The organism is Wielerella bovis (genome assembly GCF_022354465.1).
Taxonomy (GTDB): Bacteria; Pseudomonadota; Gammaproteobacteria; order Burkholderiales; family Neisseriaceae; genus Wielerella; species Wielerella bovis.
This window is the reverse complement of record NZ_CP092361.1, coordinates 1,478,342-1,503,536: the sequence shown is the minus strand read 5'-3', so window position 1 is coordinate 1,503,536 and position 25,195 is coordinate 1,478,342. Positions and strand designations below refer to the sequence as shown.

At 40.8% G+C, this 25,195-nt stretch carries 29 protein-coding genes and 2 pseudogenes; 9 read left to right on the top strand and 22 right to left on the bottom strand.

Going from position 1 to position 25,195, the window contains the following annotated elements; translation table 11 throughout:
* Positions 1 to 77 precede the first annotated feature (77 nt).
* Genes rplI through rpsF form a run of 4 tightly spaced genes read right to left on the bottom strand, consistent with a single transcriptional unit; the run spans position 78 to position 1,458 of the window.
* On the bottom strand, positions 78 to 530 hold the full coding sequence (rplI, locus tag MIS45_RS07355; RefSeq protein WP_249450054.1) for a 50S ribosomal protein L9: 453 nt from the start codon (positions 528 to 530) through the stop codon (positions 78 to 80).
* Between the two features lie 16 nt (positions 531 to 546).
* Positions 547 to 777, bottom strand: coding sequence for a 30S ribosomal protein S18 (gene rpsR / locus MIS45_RS07350; protein WP_249442001.1), 231 nt, complete (start codon positions 775 to 777; stop codon positions 547 to 549).
* A 6-nt stretch (positions 778 to 783) separates the two neighbouring features.
* A complete protein-coding gene (priB, locus tag MIS45_RS07345; protein ID WP_249450053.1) occupies positions 784 to 1,080 on the bottom strand; it encodes a primosomal replication protein N in 297 nt (98 codons plus the stop codon).
* 3 nt (positions 1,081 to 1,083) lie between these two features.
* Positions 1,084 to 1,458, bottom strand: a complete 375-nt coding sequence (gene rpsF / locus MIS45_RS07340) for a 30S ribosomal protein S6 (RefSeq protein WP_249450052.1) — start codon at positions 1,456 to 1,458, stop codon at positions 1,084 to 1,086.
* 362 nt (positions 1,459 to 1,820) lie between these two features.
* Between rpsF and yhbY the strand changes: the two genes are divergently transcribed.
* Complete coding sequence (yhbY, locus tag MIS45_RS07335; RefSeq protein ID WP_249445442.1) at positions 1,821 to 2,114, top strand: ribosome assembly RNA-binding protein YhbY; 294 nt, start codon at positions 1,821 to 1,823, stop codon at positions 2,112 to 2,114.
* Between the two features lie 756 nt (positions 2,115 to 2,870).
* Here the strand turns inward: yhbY and aroC are convergent.
* The 9 genes from aroC to yjgA form a co-directional block, all read right to left on the bottom strand.
* Positions 2,871 to 3,971: a chorismate synthase gene (gene aroC, locus MIS45_RS07330; RefSeq protein ID WP_249450051.1), complete on the bottom strand. Its 1,101-nt coding sequence runs from the start codon at positions 3,969 to 3,971 to the stop codon at positions 2,871 to 2,873.
* A gap of 236 nt (positions 3,972 to 4,207) precedes the next feature.
* Positions 4,208 to 4,558: a phosphate transporter gene (locus MIS45_RS07325; protein WP_249445440.1), complete on the bottom strand. Its 351-nt coding sequence runs from the start codon at positions 4,556 to 4,558 to the stop codon at positions 4,208 to 4,210.
* 39 nt (positions 4,559 to 4,597) lie between these two features.
* Positions 4,598 to 5,341 (bottom strand): 1-(5-phosphoribosyl)-5-[(5-phosphoribosylamino)methylideneamino]imidazole-4-carboxamide isomerase, encoded by a 744-nt coding sequence (gene hisA / locus MIS45_RS07320; RefSeq protein ID WP_249445439.1) that lies wholly within the window; start codon positions 5,339 to 5,341, stop codon positions 4,598 to 4,600.
* 122 nt (positions 5,342 to 5,463) lie between these two features.
* Positions 5,464 to 6,108, bottom strand: a complete 645-nt coding sequence (gene hisH, locus MIS45_RS07315) for an imidazole glycerol phosphate synthase subunit HisH (protein ID WP_249450050.1) — start codon at positions 6,106 to 6,108, stop codon at positions 5,464 to 5,466.
* A 352-nt stretch (positions 6,109 to 6,460) separates the two neighbouring features.
* Positions 6,461 to 6,985 (bottom strand): hypothetical protein, encoded by a 525-nt coding sequence (locus MIS45_RS07310; RefSeq protein ID WP_249445437.1) that lies wholly within the window; start codon positions 6,983 to 6,985, stop codon positions 6,461 to 6,463.
* Between the two features lie 113 nt (positions 6,986 to 7,098).
* Positions 7,099 to 8,379: a malic enzyme-like NAD(P)-binding protein gene (locus tag MIS45_RS07305; RefSeq protein WP_249450049.1), complete on the bottom strand. Its 1,281-nt coding sequence runs from the start codon at positions 8,377 to 8,379 to the stop codon at positions 7,099 to 7,101.
* Positions 8,380 to 8,580: 201 nt separating this feature from the next.
* Positions 8,581 to 10,206, bottom strand: a complete 1,626-nt coding sequence (pyrG, locus tag MIS45_RS07300) for a CTP synthase (protein WP_249450048.1) — start codon at positions 10,204 to 10,206, stop codon at positions 8,581 to 8,583.
* 94 nt (positions 10,207 to 10,300) lie between these two features.
* Positions 10,301 to 11,113, bottom strand: a complete 813-nt coding sequence (locus MIS45_RS07295) for a substrate-binding periplasmic protein (RefSeq protein ID WP_249450047.1) — start codon at positions 11,111 to 11,113, stop codon at positions 10,301 to 10,303.
* 14 nt (positions 11,114 to 11,127) lie between these two features.
* Complete coding sequence (gene yjgA, locus MIS45_RS07290; RefSeq protein ID WP_249450046.1) at positions 11,128 to 11,649, bottom strand: ribosome biogenesis factor YjgA; 522 nt, start codon at positions 11,647 to 11,649, stop codon at positions 11,128 to 11,130.
* 141 nt (positions 11,650 to 11,790) lie between these two features.
* Between yjgA and pmbA the strand changes: the two genes are divergently transcribed.
* From pmbA to MIS45_RS07275, 3 genes are all read left to right on the top strand, one after another.
* Entirely contained in the window at positions 11,791 to 13,125 is a 1,335-nt protein-coding gene (gene pmbA / locus MIS45_RS07285; protein ID WP_249451353.1) for a metalloprotease PmbA, read from the top strand.
* Complete coding sequence (locus MIS45_RS07280) at positions 13,126 to 13,470, top strand: UDP-glucose 6-dehydrogenase (protein WP_249445433.1); 345 nt, start codon at positions 13,126 to 13,128, stop codon at positions 13,468 to 13,470.
* Between the two features lie 316 nt (positions 13,471 to 13,786).
* Positions 13,787 to 15,304: a helicase HerA-like domain-containing protein gene (locus tag MIS45_RS07275; RefSeq protein ID WP_249441988.1), complete on the top strand. Its 1,518-nt coding sequence runs from the start codon at positions 13,787 to 13,789 to the stop codon at positions 15,302 to 15,304.
* Positions 15,305 to 15,503: 199 nt separating this feature from the next.
* On the opposite strand, the gene rarD is transcribed toward MIS45_RS07275, so the two are convergent.
* Positions 15,504 to 16,409, bottom strand: a complete 906-nt coding sequence (gene rarD, locus MIS45_RS07270; RefSeq protein WP_249450045.1) for an EamA family transporter RarD — start codon at positions 16,407 to 16,409, stop codon at positions 15,504 to 15,506.
* Between the two features lie 294 nt (positions 16,410 to 16,703).
* Here rarD and MIS45_RS07265 point away from each other — a divergent pair, with 294 nt between their 5' ends.
* Positions 16,704 to 17,501, top strand: coding sequence for an inositol monophosphatase family protein (locus MIS45_RS07265; RefSeq protein WP_249450044.1), 798 nt, complete (start codon positions 16,704 to 16,706; stop codon positions 17,499 to 17,501).
* A 223-nt stretch (positions 17,502 to 17,724) separates the two neighbouring features.
* On the opposite strand, the gene MIS45_RS07260 is transcribed toward MIS45_RS07265, so the two are convergent.
* The gene (locus MIS45_RS07260) at positions 17,725 to 18,084 is read right to left on the bottom strand and encodes an ArsC family reductase (RefSeq protein WP_249441985.1); all 360 of its coding nucleotides are present in this window, start codon (positions 18,082 to 18,084) and stop codon (positions 17,725 to 17,727) included.
* A 156-nt stretch (positions 18,085 to 18,240) separates the two neighbouring features.
* On the opposite strand from MIS45_RS07260, the gene MIS45_RS07255 reads away from it, so the two are divergent.
* Complete coding sequence (locus MIS45_RS07255; protein ID WP_249445430.1) at positions 18,241 to 18,885, top strand: hypothetical protein; 645 nt, start codon at positions 18,241 to 18,243, stop codon at positions 18,883 to 18,885.
* 265 nt (positions 18,886 to 19,150) lie between these two features.
* Here the strand turns inward: MIS45_RS07255 and MIS45_RS07250 are convergent, their stop codons facing one another.
* The 7 genes and pseudogenes from MIS45_RS07250 to MIS45_RS07225 all read right to left on the bottom strand — a co-directional run bounded on the left by MIS45_RS07250 (position 19,151) and on the right by MIS45_RS07225 (position 23,542).
* Positions 19,151 to 19,729: a GTP pyrophosphokinase gene (locus tag MIS45_RS07250; protein ID WP_249450043.1), complete on the bottom strand. Its 579-nt coding sequence runs from the start codon at positions 19,727 to 19,729 to the stop codon at positions 19,151 to 19,153.
* 28 nt (positions 19,730 to 19,757) lie between these two features.
* Complete coding sequence (locus MIS45_RS07245; protein WP_249450042.1) at positions 19,758 to 20,111, bottom strand: HepT-like ribonuclease domain-containing protein; 354 nt, start codon at positions 20,109 to 20,111, stop codon at positions 19,758 to 19,760.
* Positions 20,108 to 20,398, bottom strand: coding sequence for a nucleotidyltransferase family protein (locus MIS45_RS07240; RefSeq protein ID WP_249450041.1), 291 nt, complete (start codon positions 20,396 to 20,398; stop codon positions 20,108 to 20,110). The genes MIS45_RS07245 and MIS45_RS07240 overlap by 4 nt, the downstream gene beginning before the upstream one ends.
* A gap of 121 nt (positions 20,399 to 20,519) precedes the next feature.
* Positions 20,520 to 20,679: pseudogene (locus MIS45_RS11440) on the bottom strand (GTP pyrophosphokinase); the annotation flags it as partial.
* Between the two features lie 153 nt (positions 20,680 to 20,832).
* Positions 20,833 to 22,626, bottom strand: a complete 1,794-nt coding sequence (gene lepA / locus MIS45_RS07235) for a translation elongation factor 4 (RefSeq protein WP_249450040.1) — start codon at positions 22,624 to 22,626, stop codon at positions 20,833 to 20,835.
* Positions 22,627 to 22,778: 152 nt separating this feature from the next.
* On the bottom strand, positions 22,779 to 23,219 hold the full coding sequence (locus MIS45_RS07230) for a YaaW family protein (RefSeq protein ID WP_249450039.1): 441 nt from the start codon (positions 23,217 to 23,219) through the stop codon (positions 22,779 to 22,781).
* Positions 23,216 to 23,542 carry a DUF3944 domain-containing protein gene (locus MIS45_RS07225; protein ID WP_249450038.1) on the bottom strand — a complete coding sequence of 109 codons (327 nt, stop codon included), beginning with the start codon at positions 23,540 to 23,542 and terminating at the stop codon, positions 23,216 to 23,218. The genes MIS45_RS07230 and MIS45_RS07225 overlap by 4 nt, the downstream gene beginning before the upstream one ends.
* A 131-nt stretch (positions 23,543 to 23,673) precedes the next feature.
* Here MIS45_RS07225 and MIS45_RS07220 point away from each other — a divergent pair, with 131 nt between their 5' ends.
* From MIS45_RS07220 to MIS45_RS07210, 3 genes and pseudogenes are all read left to right on the top strand, one after another.
* Positions 23,674 to 24,093 (top strand): helix-turn-helix domain-containing protein, encoded by a 420-nt coding sequence (locus MIS45_RS07220; protein WP_249450037.1) that lies wholly within the window; start codon positions 23,674 to 23,676, stop codon positions 24,091 to 24,093.
* Between the two features lie 154 nt (positions 24,094 to 24,247).
* On the top strand, positions 24,248 to 24,550 hold the full coding sequence (locus tag MIS45_RS07215; protein ID WP_249441922.1) for an IS630 transposase-related protein: 303 nt from the start codon (positions 24,248 to 24,250) through the stop codon (positions 24,548 to 24,550).
* Positions 24,543 to 25,085: pseudogene (locus MIS45_RS07210) on the top strand (IS630 family transposase). Before MIS45_RS07215 ends, MIS45_RS07210 begins: the two are co-directional and overlap by 8 nt.
* Positions 25,086 to 25,195 lie beyond the last annotated feature (110 nt).

Genomic DNA, 25,195 nt, shown 5'->3' with positions numbered 1-25,195 from the left:
AAATCCCATTTTATATAGGATTTAGTCCTTAATATAAACAGCTTTTAAGCTGCCTGATTCTTAGAGTGTTTAGCAGATTATTCTGTAGCAGATATAATGATCAATTTGATTGTTGCAACAGCATCTGCATGCAATGCAATTTCTACTTCATATTCGCCAATTGCCTTAAATGGACCCTCTGGCAAACGAACGTTTGATTTAACTACTTCGATACCAGATGCTTTAATGGCTTCGGCAATATCTGCATTGGTAACAGAACCGAACAAGCGACCATCTACACCCGCTTTTTGAGCCACAGTAATGGTTTGACCATCCAATTTAGCTTGACGAGCTTGTGCATCTGCTAAAATTGCAGCTTGTTTTGCTTCTAATTCAGCACGTCGTGCTTCAAACTCTTTCAAGTTTGTTTCTGTAGCACGTTTTGCTTTTGCAGTAGGAATCAAGAAATTGCGTGCATAACCATTTTTAACAGTTACCACATCACCCAAGTTGCCCAAACCAGCAACGCGTTCCAACAAGATAATTTGCATAATGTTGTACTCCTAATTATTTATGTTGGTCTGTATAAGGCAACAAAGCCAAGAAACGAGCACGTTTCACAGCAACAGCCAACTGACGTTGGTAGTTTGCTTTAGTACCAGTAATACGAGCAGGAATGATTTTGCCATTTTCAGTAATGAAATCTTTCAGCAAATCAACTTGTTTGTAATCCACTTCTTGGATTTTTTCTGCAGTAAAACGGCAGAATTTGCGACGTTTAAATGTTTGACGAGCCATGTCGTTTTAACCTTTATATTCTGTAATGTTTTGAATTCGCAGCATAGGGCGAAGAATACGCTGGCTTTTTTGTGCCAAAAAACCGCTTACGGTAACGATTTCGCCTTGCCTGTGCTGCCATGCTTGAGCATTTTGACCGATAATTTTAGCTGGTAATTCAAATTTAATTTGGCAGAGTGCGCCATTTTCATTTTGCCAACTATCGTGTTGCAATACCACATCTAATACAGGTATACCTGCAGGCGTATAACGCAAACTATCTACTTTATATAAAGTAGCGGTCAAGGTAAATTGGTTTTCCAATTATTATGCTTCGGCAACTTCTTCACTAGCTGTTTCACCTGAAATCAGATTTTTTGATTTCTCTTCACGCATCATAGGAGATGCTTCAGTTACAGCCGCTTTAGTTTGAATGGTCAAATGACGCAATACCGCATCATTAAAACGGAAAGCAGTTTCCAACTCCTCAATAGTTGCTGGTGTTGCTTCAATGTTCATCAACACATAGTGTGCTTTGTGGATTTTATTGATTGGATAAGCCAGCTGACGGCGACCCCAATCTTCCAAACGGTGAATTTTACCGCTTGCTTCGGTAATCATAGTTTTGTAGCGTTCTACCATTGCAGGCACTTGCTCGCTTTGGTCTGGGTGAACGATAAACACGATTTCGTAATGACGCATGTTATCTTCCTTGTGGTTTAAAATCAGCCGCCTAATTCATGCAAATAGGCAGCAAGGTTGTAAAACGGTAAATTATAGCGAGTTTTGTAGAGATTGTGCAAGATTTTGGTAAAAATATTTTTAAGATAATTCATGTTTTTAGAAAGTGCTTTTGTATGTGGGGTATTTTCAGGCTGCCTGAAAGATGAGTTTTCTCGTATAATGTAAATTTTGTAAAAGTCTCTTTTATAGTACATTTTTTGTCATGTTTGATTTGGAAAGTTAGTATCTTTTGATAATATTATTTTTTTTGCATGGCTTTGAATTGTGCGTTAATTGGGTGGTACAAATATTTCCTAAAATTTTTTTAAAGAAGTAATAGTATGGTTGATGACAAAACTTTGAGTAAGCAAGAAATTGTAGAGTTGAAAGCGCGTGCACATCATTTAAATCCTGTGGTGATGGTGGGGCAAAAGGGCTTAACGGAGGCTGTTATTCAGGAAACGGATACGGCGTTGCGTGCGCATGAGTTAATTAAAGTACGTGTATTGGGAGATGACCGTGCAGAGCGTGTGTTGATTGGTGAGGAATTGTGTTCGGCTGTGAATGCACAATTAATACAACATATTGGCAAATTGTTGGTATTGTATCGTGAGCGTACAGACGATGAACAATAAGTATGCTATTTAAATATTTGTATCATTAATATTTATTTAATGGATACAATTTAGGTTATTTTCATTTTTAGGTTGAAACCTTTGCAGAATCCCTATTTCTTAGATGTTCCGTTGCAATGGATTTATGGATATATTTGCGCATTCCGTCATGCTATTGTTTTGAGCAATACGAAGATTTAGGGATTGCAAGGGTTTCAGGCTGTCTGAACAATCGTTCAACAATTTGTCAATTTGTCTGCGTAACCAATATGCATCATGAGTGATATTTCTTGTTTTCAATGGTTTATCAGTTTAATAATTCACAAATGCTGTGTCCAATTTCATATCTAAAGTTTTTGAATGACAATGATAAATGTTTGCTTAGTGAATGAATTTGTTTTTAATTCAAAGAATTGAACAATGCTATTGGAAAAGACACAGGGTTGGTAAGGTATATCTTTGAATCAATAAGCGTTCTAGAAGCAATATTTGGCGACTATTTTGTTTTTTTATTTTCTTGGCTTTTGTCATAGGTTGGTTTATTTTTAAACATCTGAATTTATTTGAAAAAATAACATAAATTGCATGTTTATACTGGTGTTTTGTATTTTTTCAGGCAGTCTGGAATCTTTGCAAAACCCGAAATTACTGGTTGGTTTCTTGAATCCGACATTTCTATATCTAAATAAATATTTATAAAAATTATCGAATACAGATATCTAACTTATGAGTTTTCAGGTAGCTTGAATAGGTTTTGCAAAAATCTCAGTCTGAAACTTATTTCTGCAAACGCGCAATATTAGGTGTATTCACGCGCACATCAGTATTTTGTGCCCGATTTCGCAAAGCATGATCAATCAGCACCAGAGCCAACATCGCTTCCGCAATCGGCACGGCGCGTAAACCAACACAAGGGTCATGCCGTCCGTGCGTGGCGATTTCCACCGCATTGCCGTCAATATCAATGGATTGGCGTGGCGTGGCAATGGAGCTGGTTGGTTTAATCGCAAAATTCGCCGTAATCGTTTGCCCTGTGGAAATGCCGCCCAAAATGCCGCCTGCGTGGTTGGATTTAAAGCCTGTGGGCGTGAGTTCATCACCGTGAACGCTGCCGCGTTGCGCCACCACATCAAAACCATCGCCAATTTCTACCGCTTTCACCGCGTTGATGGACATCAGCGCGTGGGCAATGTCCGCGTCCAAACGGTCAAACACGGGTTCGCCCAAACCCACTGGCACGTTTCGCGCTTCAATGTGCAATTTCGCGCCCACGCTGTCCAGCGATTTGCGAACGCTGTCCATGTAATTTTCCAGTTCGGCAATTTGCGATTGATTGGCGGCGAAAAATGGGTTTTGCGAAATAAAATTTTCATTTTCAAACACAATTTCTTTTTCGCCCACTTGCGTTACCCAGCACACGATTTCTGTGCCAAATTGTTCGCGCAACCATTTTTTCGCCACTGCGCCCGCCGCCACACGCGCTGCCGTTTCACGCGCCGAACTTCTGCCACCGCCACGATAATCGCGTGTGCCGTATTTGTGCCAGTAGGTGTAGTCGGCGTGTCCAGGGCGGAATTGTTGGGCGATGTTGCCGTAATCTTTGCTGCGCTGGTCGGTGTTGCGAATGAGCAGCGCAATGGGTGTGCCTGTGGTTTTGCCTTCAAACACGCCCGATAAAATTTCCACTTGGTCGGCTTCACGGCGTTGGGTAACGTGGCGGCTTGTACCCGGTTTGCGGCGGTCTAGGTCGTGTTGAATGTCGTCTGCGCTCAAAGGCAAATTGGGCGGGCAGCCGTCAATGATGCAGCCCAAGCCCACGCCGTGTGATTCGCCAAAAGTGGTTACCGTGAAAAGTTGTCCGAAAGTGTTGCCAGCCATGATGTTTTCTTTCTTAATAGTCAAAAATAAATAATGAAAAGTGTAACATATAGTCGCTTAAAATTAAAAATACTACTGCGTTGTCCACGCCCTTATGTACTAGATGTACACGGCGGGCGTGGTCGCTTTGTCCTATTTTTATTTTAAGCGACTATATTTTCAGGCTGCCTTTATGATTAGGCAGCCTGAAAATAGAAAAGGACGGAAAATCCGCCCCTTGTATGATTACAATAAAATCAGGAAAGCCAGCTTGCCACTTTTGCTGCACCTGCGTCGCTAAACAAATATTTAGCCAGACCAAACCAGCCACCGCCACCTACAACAGCAATCGCCATATTTGCACCCATGCTGTTAGAAAAACGGTCTACCAATTCTAGAATAATAATGGTAAACACAAATAAAATGCCCCAAGTTGCCAGCAGCTTATCGTCAAAATTGGGTGCGCCATTCCATTCCATCAAGGCTTTGATGATAATGGCCATTACTGTGAAACCCAATGCTTCACCAATAGAATTGACATCGCGGTTAGCGGACCAAATACACCAAAAGCCCAAAATAAACGCGATTAACATAAAAGCACCAGTCATTTTTATTTCCTTATCTTTAAAAAATTACTTCAAAAAATTTCAGGCTACCGAAAGTTCGTCAGCCAAATTTTGCGCTTCGGAGAAATCAATACCACCTTCGTAAATTGCACGCCCTGTAATTGCGCCTGCTACGCCATATTGTTCCACTTCACACAAAGCGCGAATGTCGTCTAAATTGCTTAAACCACCCGAAGCGATAATCGGAATATTGATGGCTTGCGCTAGTTTGACGGTGGCATCAATATTCACGCCGCTCATCATGCCATCGCGCCCAATGTCGGTATAGATGATGCTATTCACACCATCATTTTCAAATTGTTTGCTTAAATCAATCACATGATGTTCGGTTACAGTCGCCCAACCATCAATCGCCACCATGCCTTCTTTGGCATCCAAGCCCACAATAATGTGCTGCGGGAATTCTTTACAAGCCTCGCGCACAAAGGCTGGATTTTTAACCGCTGCTGTGCCGATAATCACATCATTTAAACCTAAATTTAAATATTTTTCAATGGTTTGCAAATCACGAATACCGCCTCCTAGTTGCACGGGAATATGGCGCGATACGGCGGATAAAATTTCACGAATGGCAGCAAAATTTTTTGGCTCGCCTGCAAATGCACCGTCTAAATCCACCAAGTGCAAACGGCGCGCGCCTTGTGTTAGCCAGTGTTCTGCGGTATCAGCAGGGCGGTCGGAAAAAACCGTTGCTTGTTCCATTAATCCTTGTTTCAATCGGACGCATTGCCCATTTTTTAAATCAATCGCGGGAATTAATTGCATAACTTCTTTCGTGATAAGGCAGCCTGAAAAAGTGTTTCAGGCTGCATTTATAGATTATTTATTTGGGTGTGAATTTTACAAAACAATTTATGTGTTTGTAAGAATTTATGTATTTTTTTGTTTTATTCTTTCCATTTTAGGAAATTTTGCAACAGTTTCAAGCCTGCATGATGGCTTTTTTCGGTGTGAAACTGGGTGGCAAACACATTATCTTTGCCGACAATGCACGCAAATTCGTGCGGATATTCACTGTTTGCTAATACAATTTCAGGCTGCGTGGGAGCAAAATAATAGCTGTGTACAAAATAAAAGCGTTCATCTTGGACGATGCCGTCGAAAAACGGATGCTCTTGGGTTTGATGGACGATGTTCCAGCCCATATGTGGTACTTTCAGACGTTCGCCATGTGCATCGGTTTGATTGTTGGCAAAACGTTTCACGCAGCCTGAAAACCAGCCTAATCCTGCGGTATCGCCTTCCTCGCTGTGTTCAAACAATAATTGTGCGCCCACGCAAATGCCAAAAAAGGGCTTATTTTTCAAGGAATCTAGCACAGCTTCGCGCAAACCGCTGCGATTGAGTGCGTTCATGCAATCGGGCATTGCGCCTTGTCCAGGGAAAATGATTTTATCTGCTGATAAAATATCTTCGCTGCGTGAAGTCAGGATAATTTGGCTGGATACGTTGGCTAATTGGGCGGCGGTTTGTACCGATTTGAGTACGGAATGTAGATTGCCCATGCCGTAATCTATAATGGCAGTTTTCATATAATTCCTGTTTATATTGTTTTCAGGCTGCCTTATACATAGAAAAATCAATAAGGCAGCCTGAAAATATGGTTGATTAGCGTTTCTGTGAAATAGAAGTGAAGTTGAGTTTTTGTTGCTCACTAAGTTAAATTCACTTTACATCTACTGAATTATTTTTGCAATGCCTTATGTGTTTATTTTTTTTGCAGGCTGCCTGAAATGAAATATTTCACTTTCAAACATCATTTTAGTTTATATTATTGAACCGCTTGGATAACGAGTACCTACTCTGCGCTTACTCCAACAGACAAAGCATTATTATCTTGATAGCCAGCCGATTGGTTAATAATATTTAATGAAGTACCCCAACTCATAGGTTTTTTCTCCTAAAAATAATGAACAATATTGAATAAACAGAACAAAGACCAATTAATGTAAAAATCAAATAATACTGAAACATAATATACTTAACAAAAGAAATCTGTCTTTCTTTTGAGATTAAAAACTTTTGATTATTACCTAAATTATTCACATCATTAACAATTAAAACATCTCTTGAATTAGGGTAGGGTTCTAAAAATATTATATTTCTTAATTCTTTTTGCTTTCCATAAGGTTTGCAAATATATGGAGTAATTTCTATATAACATGGAACACGATAATTGTTATTCTGATATTTAAAAAAAGCATGACCACTACCTTTTCCTAGTGATGATTTAACCAAAATTTTCTCCTGTACTTCAATTATACGCGACTGTGTAAAAGGTGCTTTTAATAACGAAATTAAAGAAAAGTTAGCACTGTGCAACATAACCAGAAATAGAATAGGACATATTATTACAGAGAAACAAAAAAGCTCAAGTCTAAATATTTGATATGCGTTTATTTTTTTCATAAACTGTACTGTCAGCAAGCTCAGCGTGGGCAACTCGTTGCCCACGCGGTTTAATACAAATACCTAATTTTTCAGGCTGCCTATAAATCAATAAGGCAGCCTGAAAATATGTTTTATTTACATGTTAATGATGTTGCATATGCTGCCAAATCGCTAATAGGACGCGTTGCTACGCCGCTTTCGGCTGCGGCTTTGGCAACGGCTGGCGCAATACGCTCAATCAAACGTGGGTCAAACGGCGTGGGAATCAGGTATTCTGCACCAAATTTCAAATCGGTGTTGCCATAAGCGGCGCGCACTTCATCGGTAATTTCTTCCATTGCTAAATTGGCAATCGCATGCACGGCAGCTATTTTCATCGCTTCGTTAATCGTGGTCGCGCCGCAATCCAATGCGCCACGGAAAATAAAGGGGAAGCACAACACATTATTGATTTGATTAGGATAATCTGAACGACCTGTGCCGATAATCACATCTGCACGTGCCGCTTTTGCCACAGGTGGCGTGATTTCAGGATTTGGGTTTGCCATCGCAAACACCAATGGTTTGTCTGCCATCGTTTGCAACATTTCAGGCGATAACACGTTTGCGCTGGACAAGCCCAAGAAAATATCTTTACCGACTACCGCGTCCGCCAACACACGCTGACCATTGTCGGGAATCGCATACGCTACTTTGCTCTCGTCCATGCGGTCGCGGTCTTCACGTGTTTGATAAATCACGCCTTTGGAATCGCACATGGTTACATTTTCGCGTTTCAAGCCCAATTCCACCAACAAATTCACACAGGCAATCGCCGCTGCGCCCGCGCCTGAACACACCAAAGTAACATCTTCAATTTTTTTGCCCACCAAACGCAAACCGTTTAATGCGGCGGCGGCGGTAATGATGGCAGTACCGTGTTGGTCGTCATGGAACACGGGGATTTTGCAACGCTCACGCAATTTTTGTTCAATGTAAAAACATTCTGGTGCTTTGATGTCTTCCAAATTAATGCCGCCAAAAGTAGGCTCTAAAGCCGCGATGATGTCCACCAATTTATCGGGGTCGGTTTCATTGATTTCAATGTCAAACACGTCAATGCCCGCAAATTTATTGAACAATACGCCTTTGCCTTCCATCACAGGTTTGCTGGCGAGTGCACCAATATTGCCCAAACCCAAAACCGCCGTACCATTGGAAATCACGGCAACCAAATTGCCTTTGGCGGTATAGCGATAGGCATCTTGTGGATTTTTTTCAATTTCTAAACAAGGTTCTGCCACACCGGGGGAATACGCCAACGCCAAATCTTGTTGCGTTGCCAATGATTTGGTTGGCACAACGGAAATTTTACCTGCTACGGGAAATTCGTGAAAATCCAAGGCGGCTTGTTTGAATTGTTCTTTATTCATGATGTATCTTTCTATTTGGTTTGGGAAGACAAAATTTTATAGTCGTTTAAAATAAAAAATTAAGATAGGAGAAAACAGCGATAAATATGTGTAAATTGTACATAAGAAAAATGACTATACATTTCTATTTTATGCGAATTGATATGTATTCTAAAGGGCTAATGACACCATTGGGTTGTCATTAGCCCCTAATTATTTTAATTAATTTTTATGTGATAATGCGGCTTTCACAAACGCATTGAACAAAGGGTGTCCTTTGCGCGGATTGGAAGTGAATTCGGGATGGAATTGACATGCGAAAAACCAAGGGTGTTCTGTAATTTCAATTGTTTCTACCAAACGCTCGCGACCCACTGATACACCACCAATTTTCAAACCTGCTTGTTCCAATTGTGGTACATAATGATTGTTTACTTCATAGCGGTGGCGATGGCGTTCACGGATGGGGTTGGCGCCGTAAATTTTCTCTGCCAAGCTGTTGGTAGCCAATTCAACTTCTTGCGCCCCCAAGCGCATTGTGCCACCCAAATCGGCAGTTTCATCGCGGGTTTCAACGCTGCCATCTGCTGTTTGCCATTCATCAATCAGGGCAATGACAGGGTGTTTTGCAGCAGGGTCAAATTCGGTGGAGGTTGCACCTTCCAAACCTGCGACATGGCGCGCATATTCAATCAAGGCAATTTGCATGCCTAAGCAAATACCCAAATAAGGCACTTTATTTTCACGCGCAAATTGGGCGGCAGCAATTTTGCCTTCTACGCCACGCGAGCCAAATCCACCTGGAACGAGGATTGCATCAAAATCTTTCAGGCAGTCTGTACCGTCTTTTTCGATGTTTTCACTGTCAATATAGGTGATATTCACATCGGTTTGAGTGTGAATACCAGCGTGTTTCAAAGCTTCGGTCAAGGATTTGTATGATTCAGTCAAATCCACATATTTGCCCACCATGGCGATATTCACTTTGTGTTGTGGATTTTGAATGGCATGGACGATTTTTTTCCATTCAGTCAAATCGGCTGGCTGAACATTAAGTTGTAATTGTTCGCAAATAATGTTGTCAATACCTTGATTGTGCAGCATTTGTGGGATTTCATAAATACTGCTGGCATCATAACTGCCCACTACGGCGCGTTCTTCCACATTACAGAATAGGGCGATTTTTCGTTTTTCGTCTTCGGGCAAAATTCTGTCCATACGACAAATCAAAACATCAGGTTGGATACCGATGCTCAACATTTCTTTTACGGAATGTTGAGTAGGTTTGGTTTTGATTTCGCCAGCCGCAGCAATGTAAGGTACATAGCTTAAATGCACAAACAAGGTGTTTTTACGTCCCAGTTGTGAACGCATTTGGCGTAGGGATTCCAAAAAAGGTAGCGATTCAATATCGCCTACTGTGCCACCAATTTCCACAATGGCAACATCTGTGCCTGTTGCACCGTCAAAAATGCGGCGTTTGATTTCGTCTGTGATGTGTGGAATCACTTGTACGGTGCCACCCAAGTAATCGCCACGGCGTTCTTTGGCGATGACGTTTTCGTAAACTTGCCCTGCGCTGAAACTGTTTTTGCGCGACATGGTGGCATTGATGAAACGTTCGTAATGCCCCAAATCCAAGTCGGTTTCTGCGCCGTCATCGGTAACGAATACTTCACCGTGTTGGAATGGGCTCATGGTACCAGGGTCAACGTTGATGTAGGGGTCGAGTTTCAACATGGTTACGTTTAAACCGCGTGATTCCAAGATGGTAGCAATAGAAGCGGCGGCAATGCCTTTACCAAGTGATGAGACAACGCCGCCTGTTACGAAAATAAATTTTGTCATAATAGTCATACCTGAATTGGAATGTGAAATTTTAACGCAAAAAACTTGAAAGAAAAAGATGTTTCAGGCAGCCTATGCAGCCTGAAACATAGAATTACTGAATTTGATGTTTAATTGATTCGGCATCCCACTTGGCTAAAATTTTGTCATACGTTCCATCTTTGCGAATAGTTGCCAAGCCTTTATCCAATTTTTGTTTTAATAGTGGGTTATCTTTGCGAAGTGCGAAACCAAAATCTGAATGACGAGCTGTATCTTTTAACAAAGAGACATCGCGTTCTTGCGCATGATAAAAAGATAAAACACGTTCATTATCATAAACAGCAGCAACTTCGCCATTTTTAATTCCACTAATGCCACTGCGTAAATTAGCATAAGTTTTTACTTGTCCTAAAGCACTGTGATGAACGATATTTTCATAAGCACTGTGGTTAATGACTCCAATCATTTTGCCTTTTAATTCAGCAAAATTTTTGATTTGTACTTTTGAAGTATCCAGCAAAACGGCATTCGCCGTAGAAAGGTAGGCTTGAGTAAACGCATAATGCTGCTGGCGTTCCGCAGTAATATTCAATCCACCCAACGCAATATCTGCACTATTTTCATCTAATTTACGCCATAAGTCGTTTAATTCTTGTGGCATAAAAGTGATTTGAATATCTTCTTTTTCTGCAATCGCATTCAATAAATCAATATCCAAACCAACCAAGGCGCCTTGTTTGTCACGGAAAGCAAAGGGTGGATAAAAAGACTGTCCAACTGCCCAATATAGTGGCTTTGTATTATCAGGTTGATTTTGGCTTATTTGGGACTCTGTACTGGTTGAATTATTTTCAGGCTGCCCTGAATCGGAACAGGCAGCCTGAAAGCATAATGCCATTAAAATTAACAATTTACGAGAAATCATAGTATCATCACAAACTATACAGCTATATCATCAACGGAATGGGAAGATTGTTCCATGGTGCTTTTTAATTCTTGATACAAAGCGCGGAAATTTTTAGGCGGCTTGTTTTCTTGTTGTTCTTTGCGTGCATTGCGAATTAAAGTGCGCAATACGCTTACATCAGCATGTGGGTAATCCGCTATAAATTGTGTGAGCGCATCATCTTGTTCCAATAAACGAGAACGCGCCTGTTCTACACGCTGCAAAAAAGCATTGTGCGCTTGGTTATCGCCTTTCAATTTTGCCAAAAAATCGCGAATAGGAGCAGCATCTACATCGCGCATTAAACGACCAATGTATTGACGTTGGCGTTTGATTGCGCCGTTAGATGTGATTTTTTTATATTCACGAATGGCTTCGTATAAATCTTCGGGCAAACTGATTTTTTTCAAGGTCTCGTTGGATAAATGAGTCAATTCCACGCCCAAATCTTGTAGTTCGTCCATTTGTTTTTTCTTTTGGGTTTTGCTTACCCATTCATCATTTTGTGTTTCCATGATTTAGTTTTTTGATTTTGTTTCGGTAAAGTGCGACATCATAACAAAATTTACGCAATCCTTTAAGTTTTTATCTGCTTTAACATACAAGGCAGCCTGAAAAACGTTACAATGCTAATCATTTTTTTGAAAAATATCCTAATCATGTTTCAACACACAGCCCAAGAACTGACCCAAGCTGCCGAACGTGTTTTGCAACTGGCTAAACAAAATGGCGCAACCGCTGCCGAAGTGGATTTGAGTGAATCACATGGACAAACTGTACAAGTTCGTCTGCGCGAAATTGAGCAAATTGAATACCAACAAGATAAATCTTTGGATGTTACAGTTTACGTTGGACAGCGCAAAGGTCGCGCTAGCACTGCTGATTTGTCGCCACAGGCTTTGGCTGATACGGTTCAGGCTGCCTGTAATATTGCGCGATATACTGCCGAAGACCCATTTGCAGGCTTGGCAGATGCGGATTTAATGGCAACTCATTTTGGCGATTTAGACCGTTATCACGAATGGAATTTAAGTAGCGAAGCAGCCATTGAATTGGCAAAATGTTGTGAGGAAGCTGCCTTATCTTCGGATAAACGCATCAGTAATTCTGACGGTGCTGGTGTCAGTACAGGGCATTTTCAATTTGTGTATGCCAATTCGCATGGATTTTGTCAGCATCAACAAGGTACGCGCCACAGTTTATCGTGCAGCGTGGTGGCGAGTGATAAAAATGGTTTGATGGAACGTGATTATTGGTATGATTTGTCATGTGATAGCCGTGATTTGGATGCGCCTGAAATCATTGGTCAAGTAGCAGCGGAACGAACTGTACGTCGTTTGAATGCAGGCAGCCTGAAAACGGGCAACTATCCTGTGGTATTTGATGCTACGATTTCAGGCAGCTTGATTGGGCATATTGTCGGCGGTTTATCGGGCGGTGCTTTGTATCGTGAAAACAGTTTTTTGCTCAATAGTTTGGATACGCAAATTTTGCCTGATTTTTTAAGTTTGCGCGAAGAACCACATATTCCTCATTCGCTGGGTAGCACTTATTTTGATAATGAAGGCGTGGCGACCAAACCGCGTTTTGTGATTGAAAATGGTGTGGTGCGTGGCTATTTTTTGGGTAGTTATGCTGCACGGAAATTGGGTATGCAAAGCACGGGTAGTGCAGGTGGTACGCATAATTTGTATTTAACCGCTACTGTGCCAACTCAAACGGATTTGTTGAAACAAATGGATACGGGTTTACTGGTAACTGAATTGATGGGGCAGGGCGTGAATATGCTGACAGGCGATTATTCGCGTGGTGCAGCAGGATTTTGGGTAGAAAAAGGCGTGATTGCCTATCCTGTTTCTGAAATCACGATTGCAGGCAGCCTGAAAGAAATGCTGCGTGGTATTGTGGCAACGGCAAATGATTCTTTGAAACGTAATTCAGGCAGCATCGGTTCTATTCTAATTAATCAAATGACCATTGCAGGAGTATAAATGATGAGAAAATGCGCTTTATTGTATGTTTGTATGCTGATTCCCAGTTTGGCATTGGCTTGTTCGCACAAGCAACCCACAGCAGCGTTTATTGAGATTAATGATAAAAATCGCGACCAAGCTTTGAATTTGGAAGAGTGGCAACAAGCCTATATAACCGATAATATGGAGGTGTCATTTAAAATGAATGATGCAGCCGAATTTAAGCGTTTGGATATTAACCAAAATGGGTTATTGCGAGCGCGTGAATTGGGTTTTGAATCGGTTAAATATAAGCGCAATCCATGTGAAAATATGCAAGCTAAATTGAATACTATGGGTGGTGCGAGAGCGTTGATGCGCTGATAGAAACTAATGCAAAATTAATCAAGGTAGCCTGAAACATAAAAAATATGCTTTCAGGCTGCCTTTTCATTTAAAATATATCAATAATACTGCCTACATTAAGAACCTGTATTCATAATCTTAATAGCTTGCTTTTATCGCTACCTCATGCGCTTACTGCGTTGGCTTTTCACGTCAATATGTTCAATATTGGTATAAAAAGCTGCCTTGTATGCGCATAAATTATCAATAAAATCAAACCATCAATCTCATGAATACAGGTTCTAAAATTAAGGCAGCCTGAAAACATATGGATGAATAATAGAAAGACACTATCATGACCGAATACACCATTGCTCATACACACCAAAATCAAGCCATTAATCTTATCGCCAAAATGGCAAACCGACACGGTTTAATCGCAGGTGCAACAGGTACAGGCAAAACCGTTACCTTGCGTAAACTTGCTGAAACGTTTAGCAGCGCAGGCGTGCCTGTGTTTATGGCGGATGTGAAAGGCGATTTATCGGGTATTTGTCGCGCAGGGCAAAACAGCGGCAAAGTGGGCGAACGCATGGCGCAATATGGTTTGGACGACAGCTATTTGCAAGGTTTTCCTGTGCGTTTTTGGGACGTGTATGGCGAAACGGGCATTCCAGTGCGCGTGAGTATTTCCGAAATGGGCCCGATGTTATTGGCGCGTTTGATGAATCTGAACGACACGCAAGAAGGTGTGTTAAACCTTGTTTTTCGTGTAGCGGACGACAAAGGTTGGCATTTGATTGATTTGAAAGATTTGCGTGGTTTATTGCAATATGTATCTGATAATGCAAAAGAATATCGCGCAACTTATGGCAATGTATCGGCAGCCAGCATCGGTGCCATTCAACGCCAATTATTGCAATTAGAAAGCGAAGGTGCAGACCAATTTTTTGGCGAACCTGAATTAAATTTGCAAGATTGGATTCAGTGTGAAAATGGTCAGGGCGTGATGAATATTTTGAATGCTGAAAAATTGATGCGCTCGCCGCGTTTATACAGCGCGTTTATGTTGTGGTTTTTGGCGGAATTATTTGAAATGCTGCCTGAAATTGGCGACCCTGATAAACCCAAATTTGTGTTATTTTTTGATGAAGCGCATTTGATTTTTGATAATGCTAACAAGGTGTTGATTGACCAAGTGGAACAAGCGGTGCGACTGATTCGTTCCAAAGGTGTGGGCGTGTATTTTGTTACGCAAAATCCGCTGGATTTGCCCGATACGGTATTGGGACAGTTGGGTAACCGCGTGCAACATGCTTTACGCGCATTCACACCACGCGACCAAAAAGCGGTGAAGGCGGCAGCAGATACATTCCGTAGTAATCCCGATTTAAACGTCGCGACAGCCATTACCGAATTGGCGGTGGGCGAAGCATTGGTGTCGTATTTGGATGAAAAAGGTATGCCGCAAGTGGTACAACGTGCGTTTATTATGCCACCACAATCTCAATTATCGCCACTTGCCATTGAAGAACGCAATGCTGCATTCCAAGCCGATAGTTTGTATCCACATTACAAAGATATGGTGGATAATTTCTCGGCATACGAAGCTTTGCAGCAACTAGCGCAACAACAAGCTGATGAGATTCAGGCTGCTGCTGATGCTAAAGCGCAGGAAAAAGCAGCACAAGCGGAAGCAGCCAAACCTGGTATGGTAGATGGTTTTTTGGGTGGTTTATTTGGGGGGCGCAAAAAAGCAGGACAGGGCTTGGCTTATGATTTGGCGGATTCTGTTGGCGACCAAATTAACAAACAAGTTACCAAAGCCATTTCACGCACTGTGATGGGTGTGATTAAAAATATGTTGAAATAATCAAAAGTTTAATGTTTTTTCAGGCTGCCTTTATTAAAAAGGCAGCCTGAAACCTTTGCAATATCCAATTCTTGAATTGGATATTTCATATGCTTATAAACATTTGTTTTAATTTACAAACTATTGGGTACGAGTATCCAATCTACGCGTTTTCAGGCAGCCTGAATGGGTTTTGCAAAGGTTTGAGTCTGAAAATTTTTTAGCTTAATTTTGCTTGTTTCATTTGTTGCCACGCGCCATATAAAAAGACTAAAACGCCCAACCAAACCAAAGAATAGCCGCCTAATTTTGCACCAACTAATTGTTCGCCAAATAATAATCCCAAAAGAAGTTGGCACACGGGAGCTAAATTTTGCAAAATGCCCAATAAAGACAAAGAAATCCGTCGTGCTGATGCGGCAAACAGCAACAAAGGAATGGTGGTGGCTGCGCCTGATGCAAACAATACGGTTTTTTGCAAAGCATTCAGTTCGCTAAACACCAGTATATTTTGACTGCCACACCATGCCAAATAAGCCAGCGCAAATGGCAACATTAACAAAGTTTCCAGCGTTAATCCTGCCAACGGTGGCATGGGTGCGAGTTTGCGCACCAAACCATAAAATCCAAAACTAGCTGCCAGCAATAAGCCAATCCATGGAATATTACCTGCTAAAATGACCAACCATAAAATGCCCATGCCAGCCAATATAACCGCGATAATTTGGGTACGATTCAATTTTTCTTTGAAAAATAGAAAACCTAATAACACGCTGAATAATGGATTGATAAAATACCCCAAGCTGGCTTCCACAACATGATGATTGATAATCGCCCATAAATAAATCAGCCAATTCATCGCCACCAAAAATGATGATAACGCAAAAGTTGCCAAAACTTTGGGCTGCCCAAATGCCTTTAATAAGGCCTTACCTTGTTTGAATATCAGCAGCAAAATAATGGCAAATATTGCCGACCATGTAATACGTTGCGCCAAAATTTGTTGCGCGGGCATGGCAGATTGATTGAGCGGATACCAAAATAAGGGAAATGTTCCCCATATTCCATAGCAGCCCAAAGCGTATAAAATTCCTTTGCGTTGTTCGGTTGGCATAATGGCGTTCATGAGCGACTTTCATATTTTTATATCAAGATTCAATGGTAAACCTGTATCATCATAATCGTCTAGTGTATAATTCATATTTTTCAGGCTGCCTATTTGGTGCAGCCTGAAACCTTATTTTAAGGGTTAATAACCATTCAAGTGTGGAATTGGTTTTGTAGATAATACCCACAATTTAAGTCAATTTATCGCAAAAATAAACACAAACAAATGATTATTAACTTCTAACATGCTGCCTGAAAATATATTCAGGCTGCCTTATTTATTTTTATGTGAAATAGCGAAAGAATTATCATCATGGCTCAACTTAATCCAGCTCTCAACACAGCATTCAAAGCCGCACGCAAAGCAGGGGATATGATGCTGCGCGCTGCTAACAATTTATCCGCCATCAAAGTGGACAGCAAATCATTCAACGATTTTGTTTCAGATGTTGACCGCCACGCAGAAAGCATCATCATTGACACCATTAAAGAAGCCTATCCACATCATCGCATTGTATCCGAAGAAACAGGCGTGATTGGCGATGAACGTGCTGAATTTGAATGGATTATTGACCCATTGGACGGCACAACCAATTATTTGCACGGACACCCACAATACGCCATCAGCATGGCTTTATTAGAAAAAGGCGTATTGAAAGAAGCATTGGTTTATGCGCCAGAACGCAATGACTTGTACACCGCATCACGCGGACAAGGCGCATTATTGAATGACCGCCGCATTCGTGTATCCAATCGCATTGAATTGAATCAATGCGTGATTGGCACAGGATTTCCAGTCGTTGACCAATCCATGCTTGACCAATATTTTGTTATTTTGAAAGAATTTATCCAAAAAACTGCAGGCGCACGCCGTGAAGGTGCTGCATCATTGGATTTATGCTCATTGGCATCTGGACGTTTTGACGGTTTCTTTGAGTTTAATTTGAATGCATGGGATATTGCCGCAGGTGCATTGATTGTGCAAGAAGCAGGTGGCATTGTTACGGATATGCAAGGCGAACAAACTTGGTTGCAAACAGGTAATATTGTTGCTGCTAATCCCAAAATATTGGCACAAATGTTGCGCATTATTGGTAAACATGTTGCATAAATAAAGAAAATATTTTCAGGCTGCCTTTTTGATGTTTAATAATTAAAAGGCAGCCTGAAAATTCGTAGGTAGGATACTTGTATCCGATCGTTTAAAATAAAAACAAACAGTTGTTAAATATAAGAAATTTAAGATTTAAGAATCTTGCAAATTTTGTGTTTACATGGAAAAAATGTTGGATGTAAATATCCAAACTTATGGTTATGCCATGTATCAGGTTTCATTATTTTGATGCAGCCTGAAAAATTTGCTCATATTGTTCGGCAGAAAAACCAATGCTAACAGTTTGATTGTGTACCAATACAGGGCGTTTAATCACGCTGGGGTGTTCGTGCATTAAAAGGATTGCACCTTCATTGGAGGTGGCTAGTGCTTGTTGTTCGGGCGATAATTTGCGCCAAGTTGTACCACGTTTGTTCAACAGAGTTTCCAAACCGACTTGTTCCATGCAGTTTGACAGAAAATCTGATGAAGGAGCAGTTTTTTTAAAATCATGGAATGTGTATGCAATACCACGTTCTTCCAGCCAAACACGGGCTTTTTTAACGGTAGCGCAGTTGGGAATGCCATATAAATCTATCATTTTGTTATCCTTATTTTGTTTCAGGCAGCCTGAAAACGAGTTAAAAAAATATTTTGTGCAGATTGTATAAAATTGCAGCAGTTTTGTCTTGTCGGCGGCGGTTTTTCTCGTTATTCTTATGGTTATTCTTCCTTTCCTATTATGACGGAGTATTCTATGAAAAAACTGTTTGTGTTAAGTGCTGCATTGATGTTGGCTGCGTGTGGCGGTAATGAATTATCTCAATCTGATGTTCAAAAAGCGGTTAGCGCATCTGCAAAACATAATGCAGTTTGTGTTCCATTTACGTTGAATGTAGAACATCGTCATGAGAGCGATAATCCGCAAGATAGTCAGTTGGGTGCGTCAGAATTGCGTTTGTTAAAACGTTTGGATAATGGTAAACGTGCGAACTTGGCGGCGATGAAACAAATGGAAAGTTTTGTTGATGCAGGTTTGTATCGTCAAGAAAAAAATCTGCGCGTGGGCGAGGGCGAAAACACAATACGCTATTTAGTTTATAGTTTAACCGACAAGGGTCGCAAAACGTTTATTCCAAGTCCGCATGGTCATTTGATGTGCATCGGTCATGAAGAAGTGAGCAAAATCAATTATTTCACCGAGCCAACACCTGCTAATGGGGTAACGATTACGCAAGTTTCTTATGAAGCGAAAATTGTGCCAGAACGTTGGGCAAAACGTTTGTTGAAAAATAGTCCTTACTATGAAGGCTTGAAACAAACGGAAGAAAAACGCATTACTTTGGTAAAAACCAATGACGGTTGGCGTAACATTTTAGATTTGCGTAATAAGGCAGAATAATCAGCGTGAAAATAAATAGGGCAGATGTGAAACATCTGCCCTTTATTTCGTTGGTATAGAGCATATAGTGGATTCAATTTATAATGGATTCAATTTAAATCAGGACAAGGCGACAGCGACCGCCGTGTATACTTGTACATAAGAGAGCTGGCAACGCTGTACTGGTTTAAATTGAATTCACTATACTATATTTGCCTAATCCAATTCAAAATTAAAACCTTACAAAAGCTTTTTCAATCAAATTCCTATTTTTATTTGAATAAAACTATTCAACTGCCTGAACAAAATCACGTTTGTAAGCTTGATGATTGCGGATGTTTTCTGCCACGTCTTTTTCGTCCCAGATTTGCAATTCCCAAGGGTAATAGAAATTGCTGCTGTTTTTAAAATAAACGTGTACGCCAATGTAGCCATCCACATCACGCAAATACCAATTTTTTAAGCCATATTGCGCTTTCCAATCATCTAAACGCGCCATAATTTCCGCTACGCTTTCAGACGGCAAAATCACACGCGCCCCGAAAATGTCGTTCAGAATATTGTTGACGGGATACTGATTTTCACGCGCCAAATAGCGAGCAATTTTGTCGTTGATGCTTTCGGCGGTTTTAACGCGGTAGAAAAAATCAATGCCGCGCGTGTCGGCAAACGCCAAATAATCGTTAATCGCTTCATGCAAGTTCAAGCGATACGACAAAATATGTTCGCGTGGCACTTTTTGCAAAGTGTGCGATAAATTGATTTTTTGCACTTTGCCCGTTTCAAAATAATCCTGCGAATATTGCGCGTGTATGCGGTTGATTTCTCGGATTAGGCGTTCAGTTTTTTGAATGTTGGTTTCCATGATTTTTTTGTTTCAGGCTGTCTGAAAATTATTCAGGTAATTCAATTTGCTTTAATTGCGCATAAAATTCAGGTAAATTCTCTTGCGTGGTTGCCCAAACCATTTCCCAATCTATCGCAAAATAACCATGTGCAATTGCGTTTCGCATTTCGTATACTGATTTCAATGGTAAATCAGGATGTTGTGCAGCAAAATCAGGGCATTTTTTCAAAATATTATTACTTGCTTCGCCGATGATTTCCAAATTTCTCACCACCGCGTCTTGCAGCATTTCATTGTTTAAAAAAGATAATTCGGTTTCATCTTCGCAATAATCTTCAATTCGTTCAATTGCTTGCAAAATATGCTGAACGTAATCTTTTAAGCGCAATGATTTTTTCATAATGGCAAAGCCTCACGCAAAACTGTTTCCCGAAAACTGCTCGGCAAACTTTTGGGCGTGTGAATATCCACTTCAATGCCCATTAACTCAATCAATTCGCTGCGAATTGCGCCCAAATCAAATAGCGTCATGCCTTTTTGTGGGTCAATTAAAATATCCAAATCACTGTTTTCATTATCCAAACCATGCACTACAGAACCGAATACACGTGGATTATAGGCGCGATGTGCGGCGATAATTGCACTGATTTCGGCGCGGTGTTGTTGCAGTAATTCTGATGGTTTCATAATGGTTTCCTTTGGCTTTCAGACGGCATTTCACCAGTAGGTCGGATTCTTGAATCCGACATTTTACGGATAATTGGGCATTGTCGGATACGAGTATCTGACTCACTCGGCTTCATGCAACAAGGCGATACGACAAAATGTGTTCGCGTGGCACTTTTTGCAAAGTGTGCGACAAATTGATTTTTTGCACTTTGCCCGTTTCAAAATAATCCTGCGAATATTGCGCGTGTATGCGGTTACTCTTGGATTAGGCGTTCAGTTTTTTGAATGTTGGTTTCCATGATTTTTTGTTTCAGGCAGCCTTTCGATACACGACAAAAAATATTTCCGTAGGTCGGGCATTCATGCCCGACATGATGAATCACGGCGCATTGTGTCGGGCATGAATGCCCGACCTACAAATTATTGTCGTGTACTGTAAGGCAGCCTGAAAATTATTTATCCCCAATCTCCAAAATCGCCAAAAATGCGCTTTGTGGGATTTCCACATTGCCCACTTGCTTCATGCGTTTTTTACCAGCTTTTTGTTTTTCCAGCAATTTTTTCTTACGCGTAATATCACCACCATAACATTTCGCCAAGACGTTTTTACGCAAGGCTTTCACGTTTTCACGCGCAATGATTTGTCCGCCAATGGCAGCCTGAACCGCAATGTCAAACATTTGGCGCGGAATCAATTCGCGCATTTTGCTCGCCAATTCGCGTCCGCGATGCACAGAATTTTGACGGTGGACAATCAAACTCAAAGCATCCACTTTTTCGCCATTGACCATAATGTCTAATTTAATCAAATCAGACGGTTGGAACTCTTTAAACTCGTAATCCAAAGACGCATATCCGCGCGATGTGGACTTCAATTTGTCAAAGAAATCCATTACCACTTCATTCATTGGCAAATCGTAAGTCAGCATGACTTGGCGACCCAAATACTGCATATTGCGTTGCACGCCGCGTTTTTGGTTGCACAAAGTCATCACATTGCCCACATAATCCTGTGGTACAAGAATGGTAGCCGTGATAATCGGCTCCAAAATTGTGTCAATCGTGGCGATGTCGGGCAATTTGGACGGGTTTTCCACTTCAATTTTTTCGCCATTTTTCATGATGACTTCGTACACCACAGTCGGCGCGGTGGTAATCAAATCCATGTCAAATTCGCGTTCCAAGCGTTCCTGCACGATTTCCAAATGCAGCAAACCCAAAAAGCCACAACGGAAACCAAAACCCAATGCTTGCGACACTTCGGGTTCAAATTTCAGGCTGGCATCGTTCAGTTGCAATTTTTCCAAAGCATCGCGCAAATTCTCGTAATCGTGGCTTTCTACGGGATAAAGTCCTGCAAATACTTGGCTTTGCACTTCTTTGAAACCTGCGAGCGGTTCGGTGGCAGGATTGGCAACCAAAGTAACCGTGTCGCCCACTTTTGCTTGCCCCAATTCTTTTACGCCTGTAATCAAAAAGCCCACTTCACCTGCGGAAAGTTGTTGTTTTTGTACAGATTTGGGTGTGAATACGCCCAGTTGTTCCACTTGGGTTTCAGCTTTGGTGGACATAAAACGGACTTTGTCTTTCAACTTAATCGTGCCATTTTTCACGCGGATTAACATCACCACGCCCACATAATTGTCAAACCACGAATCAATAATCACGGCTTGCAAAGGCGCGTCTGGGTCGCCTTCGGGGGCGGGGACTTTGGCGACAATCTCTTCCAACACGTCTTCCACGCCCAAACCGCTTTTGGCGGAACACGTTACCGCGCCCACCGCGTCAATGCCGATGATGTCTTCAATTTCTTGGGCAACGCGGTCGGGGTCGGCGGCGGGTAAGTCAATTTTGTTCAAAATCGGCACGACTTCCACGCCCAAATCAATGGCTGTGTAGCAGTTGGCAACGGTTTGCGCTTCCACGCCTTGTGATGCGTCCACCACCAGCAATGCGCCTTCGCAAGCGGACAACGAGCGCGACACTTCGTAGGAAAAGTCCACGTGTCCGGGGGTGTCAATCAGGTTGAGTTGGTAGGTTTCGCCATTGTGTGCTTTGTAGTTTAAGGCTGCCGTTTGCGCTTTGATTGTGATGCCACGTTCTTTTTCAATATCCATAGAATCAAGGACTTGGGTACTCATTTCGCGCAATTCCAAGCCTCCGCAATATTGAATAAAGCGGTCTGCGAGTGTGGATTTGCCGTGGTCAATGTGGGCGATGATGGAGAAGTTTCGGATGTTTTTCATGGTCTTGTTTTTGAAATAAAAATTTGTTTGAAAAGAAAAATGCGGTTTTCAGGCAGCCTGAAAACGCAAAATGGCGATATTTTAACAGAAAATCAAAAAGCTGCCTGAAAAGCGGTTTTCACTTTTCAGGCAGCCAAAATACACCAATTATTTTATAAAGTTAAGTTTTCCAATTGCTTAATTGCATCACGATTTTGTGATAATTTCCGCAAATAAGCCACTTGAATAACCGCAGGAATGGTTACACGATAGGCAGGACTGGCAATATCAATCGCTGTCCAAATCCCTGTAATTGCCCAACCAATTGGACCTCTCAAAATAGACATGGTTTTGGTAATGGTTGCATTGGTTGCTAATTGTAAACCTTTACCCGTTAACGCTTTCATCGTTGCATTGACGATAATTAAGGTCAATTTATATGATGCAAATCCACCTGCTTGAAAAATAGCTTGAAATACACCTATCAATGCCTGTGCATTTAAATTGTTAAAATTATCAATGCCTAACTCCACTCCTAACTCTTTGATTTGGTCTGGTGTCATGTTTTTTAAGGCATCATATAAAATTTTCTGTAACAAGCAATTTTCAATCATATCAATGGGAGCATATTTGTTGTAATTGACTTTGAGTTTATCGCAAACATCACACAAAATTTCTTTGTATTCCACACCCTTTTAAAACGGAAGAGTAAATTAACGATTGTATTACCACCAAATAATTGGATTTCTTCTGCAATTTCTTTCCAATACATCTTGTGATTAGGTTTATATTTTTTATAATTATCTGAAATCGTTAAACCTTCAGTAAATCTTGCATCCCCGTCTTTGTCATAAATTAAAATATTGACCAAATCATTCAGTTCTTCTGATGATAATGTACCCAAAAAGTTTAAACCAGCGTCATCACGATAAGCCATGTTTTTCTCCAATATAATGTGGCGTTAAAAATTGGGTAAATTGTATTTTTTCAGTTATACTTACACCACAAACCAATGATTACAGCCACTTACCCAAATTGAGTGGTTCAACTACCCTAAACGAGTGTTTTATGAAATCCAGCGACAAATTAAGACAAAATATTCGTGATATACGCGAAGATAAAAAAATGACCCAAGCAGAGATAGCAGAAAAATTGGGCTTATCAGAAACTGGCTATGCCAAAATTGAACGTGGCGAATCAAAAGCCGATATTGACCGTTTACAAAAAATTGCGGATGTTTTAGGTGTTACTTTGGCAGAAATTATTCCATTTGGAGATGAAAACGTGTTTGTATTCAATGATGCTCGCGATAATTCAAATAACTCTTTTTCATTGGGTAATATTGCATTAAGTGCAGAAATTGAGCATTTGAAAACTTTGCTAGAAGCCAAAAATGAAATCATCAGCAGCCGTGAACGTGAAATAGAAAGTTTAAAACAACAAATCCACATTTTAGAAAAATTGGTGGGAACTTTGGATAAAAAATGATTTCAGGCTGCCTGAAATGAATTCAAAGCACGATATTTTAACAGAAAATCAAAAAGCTGCCTGAAAAGCGGTGGTTTCGCATTTCAGGCAGCGTGAATTTGTTTTGTAAGTATAGGTGTAGAATTAAATAAACGGTACACACAGGAGAACAGTTATGGCTTATTCACAAGATTATCGCCAAATGATTTTAGAAAAATTAAATTCGGGTTACAGCTACCGTGAATTGGCAGCGGAATATGGCATCAGTCGCAGTACCATTCAACTATGGAAAAAATGCATTGAACGTAAACCCTACCCCAAAAGAACCAATAAAATCAATGATGAATTATTGCGAAAAGACGTAGAACAATTTCCTGATGATTTTCAAAGAGAACGCGCTGTTCGCTTTAACTGTTCACAAAGAGCCATTGGTGTGGCACTTAAACGGCTAAAAATCACTCAAAAAAAAGATTCTTAAACACCCCAAAGCTCAACCCGAAACAATTGAACAATTTCTCTCATTAAAACAACAGTATGAGCAAGAGAAACGTCCTATTGTTTATATTGATGAAAGTGGTTTTAAAAACCAAACTTATCGTCCTTATGCCTATGCGCCAAGAGGACAAGTTTGTCATGGCAATCACAACTGGCAAATCAAAAACACAACCAATGCCATTGGCGCACTGTACCAAAATCAATTGATTGCAGTGGGTTTGTATGAATTCAGCATCAATTCAGATGTGTTTTATTCATGGGTTCAAAACGTTTTACTGCCACAATTACCGCCCAACAGTGTTTTGGTAATGGATAATGCGACTTTTCACAAACGTCAGGACATTCAAGAGCTTATTGTTTTATAAGGGCATGTGATTTTATGGTTACCGCCATACTGTCCTGATTTGAATTTAATTGAGCACACTTGGGCTTGGATTAAACATTTACGTCAAGATTGGTTATTGGATTGCATTCACTCTTTGTTTTTTTATTTTACTTGGTTGTGTACCGAATTTTAATTTCTTTATCTATATAGTGGATTCAATTTAAATCAGGACAAGGCGACAGCGACCGAGTACATAAGGGAACTAGCAAATGCTGTACTGGTTAAAATTGAATTTACTCTATA